The following is a 2,176-nucleotide window of genomic DNA, read 5'->3' on the forward strand; positions in this document are numbered from 1 at the left end:
CGCTCCTAGCGTGCGGAGCGGGGCTGGCAACCGGAATCGGGTATCCGGCGTGCCGGCCCGGGTTATCCCCGCCGGGCGGGGATAAGCTGTGGGGAACTGTTGAATAATCGCCGGGCAGCCATATGCCGCCTGTACCCGGCTCGCCCTGCCCAATTCTTAGGCAGCCGTGTGCCGGGGTCGCGCGGGAGGTTTCACCGCCTGCGATTTCGCTTTAGGGGCGGGGCATGGTTTCCGAATTCGGCCCGCTTGCCACCACCCCCAGAACCGCGATCGTCACCGGCGGTGCACGCCGGATCGGCGCGGCGCTGGTGCGGGCGTTGTCCGACGACGGGTGGCATGTGCTGATCCACTGCCGCCGCTCGGAGGATGAGGCAGAGGCGCTTGCCGCCGAGTTGCCCCATGCCCGCGTGGTGGAAGCCGAACTCGCCGACCCCGACGCGCCCGCCGCGATCCTCGCCGCCGCCGCCGGCATGCCGCCACCGGGGCTGCTGGTGAACAGCGCCTCGGGCTTCGTCCACGATACGCTCGATACGCTGGAGGCGGATCAGTGGGACGCGCACCTGAGCGTGAACCTGCGCGCGCCCGCCTTCCTCACCCGCGCCTTCGCCGCCGCCGTGCCGGCCGGGGCGGCGGGGCTGGTGGTGAACCTGCTGGATGCCAAGCTCGCCGCGCCGAACACCGATTTCTTCAGCTACACCGTCTCCAAGATGGGGCTGGCGGGCTTTACCGAACTGGCCGCGCGCGATCTTGCGCCGCGTGGCATCCGCGTGTGCGCGATCGCGCCTGCCGTCACCCTCGTCTCCGGGCCGCAGAGCGAGGCGAACTTCGCCGCCGTCCACGCGCACAACCCGCTCGGCCGGGGGGTGGCGGTGGACGATATCGTGCGCACCCTGCGCTTCATCGTGGCGACCCCGGTGCTGACCGGCCAGACCATCACGCTCGACGGCGGCCAGCGTTTTCTGGCGCTGGAGCGCGACGTGCAATTCCTTCCCGACTCCCCTCAGAAAGCCGTTCCATGACCAATTCCCCCGCGCTCGACGGCCTCGTGCCCGACACGCTGGTGCCGGTAACGCACCGCATCTTCCTCACCGACTTCGACCTGCCGGTGGACATCGGTTTCCACGAGTTCGAGGTGGGCAACCCCCAGCGCCTGCTCGTGTCGGTGGAGGTGTGGGTGGACGACGACGCCTTCGCCTCGGAGGACAGCGCGGACGCCGCCTGGAACTACGACTTCCTCCGCACCGAGATTCGCCGGATGACGGAGGGCCGCCGCTTCAACCTGCAGGAGACGCTGGTGCGCGAAATCTACGCGCTGATCGGCGCGCGTGCGGGCGTGAAGGCGCTCCGCATCTCCGCGCGCAAGCCCGACGTCTATCCCGACTGCGCTGGCGTGGGCGTGGAGATCGCCTCCTTCTGATCCGCGGTCAGGGCCGGTCAGCGCGCGCCGTAGTTGCGCGCGCAGGTGCCGAGCGCGGCGAGGACGAAGCGATAGTCCTCGGCTGCGGCCGCCGCATCGGCAGGGGCCAGCTCGGCGGTGGCGGTATCGGGCAGCGCGGCGGGCAGGAAGCAGGCGAGGCGATACCACAGCAGGCTGTCCCGTGCGGGCGGGCCGGCGGCCTCGTCCACCATCTCGCCCAGCGCCACCGCCCAGCGCGGCGGCTGGCCGGGGCGGCGCAGCACGTTGAGCGAGATCGGGCGGGCGTCGGCGGTGCGCAGGAAGATCTGCGTCTCGCTCTCGCCCGGCAGCGAGCCGGGCACATGGAACGCGCTGCCGATCCCGGTAACGCGCGGCGGCGCATCGGCGGCGGTCATCGCGGTCAGCACGTTGCGCAGCCGGGCGTCGAGATCGGGCGTCCAGGCGAACTGCGCATAGGGCGTCGCCAGCCGCACCTCGCCGGGACGCGTGCCGGGGGTGGCGAGCAGCAGCAGCCGCGTCTTCTTCGCCAGCTTCGGCACGCGGACACCCTCGATCGGCAGATCGACCAGCCAGCTGATCTGGCCGGGCAGCCCCTGCGCGCCGCGGATCAGCGCCAGCACGGTGCCTTCCACGTAGAAGCGAACGAAGCCGGGGGCGATCCCCACCGCCTGCGCCGGCTTGAGCCGGGTCGCGCGCACCACCTGCACATCGGCGACGATGGGGGCGCTGGCGGCCAGATCCGCCAGGTCGGCATAGGTG

General features: G+C 71.4%; 3 protein-coding genes. 2 read left to right on the top strand and 1 reads right to left on the bottom strand.

Annotation, left to right across the window (positions count from 1 at the left end; genetic code table 11):
• The first annotated feature begins 224 nt into the window (after positions 1 to 224).
• Together FOY91_RS21215 and FOY91_RS21220 are read left to right on the top strand one after the other, a co-directional pair.
• Positions 225 to 1,019 (top strand): SDR family NAD(P)-dependent oxidoreductase, encoded by a 795-nt coding sequence (locus FOY91_RS21215; RefSeq protein WP_145156038.1) that lies wholly within the window; start codon positions 225 to 227, stop codon positions 1,017 to 1,019.
• Complete coding sequence (locus FOY91_RS21220; protein ID WP_145156040.1) at positions 1,016 to 1,417, top strand: dihydroneopterin aldolase; 402 nt, start codon at positions 1,016 to 1,018, stop codon at positions 1,415 to 1,417. Before FOY91_RS21215 ends, FOY91_RS21220 begins: the two co-directional genes overlap by 4 nt.
• Positions 1,418 to 1,434: 17 nt before the next feature.
• Here FOY91_RS21220 and FOY91_RS21225 read toward each other — a convergent pair.
• Positions 1,435 to 2,176, bottom strand: a 742-nt coding sequence (locus FOY91_RS21225) for a hypothetical protein (RefSeq protein WP_145156042.1), incomplete at its 5' end; no start/stop codon positions are given.

Origin of the sequence: Alterirhizorhabdus solaris, from assembly GCF_007785815.1 — a bacterium.
Lineage (GTDB): Bacteria > Pseudomonadota > Alphaproteobacteria > Sphingomonadales > Sphingomonadaceae > Alterirhizorhabdus > Alterirhizorhabdus solaris.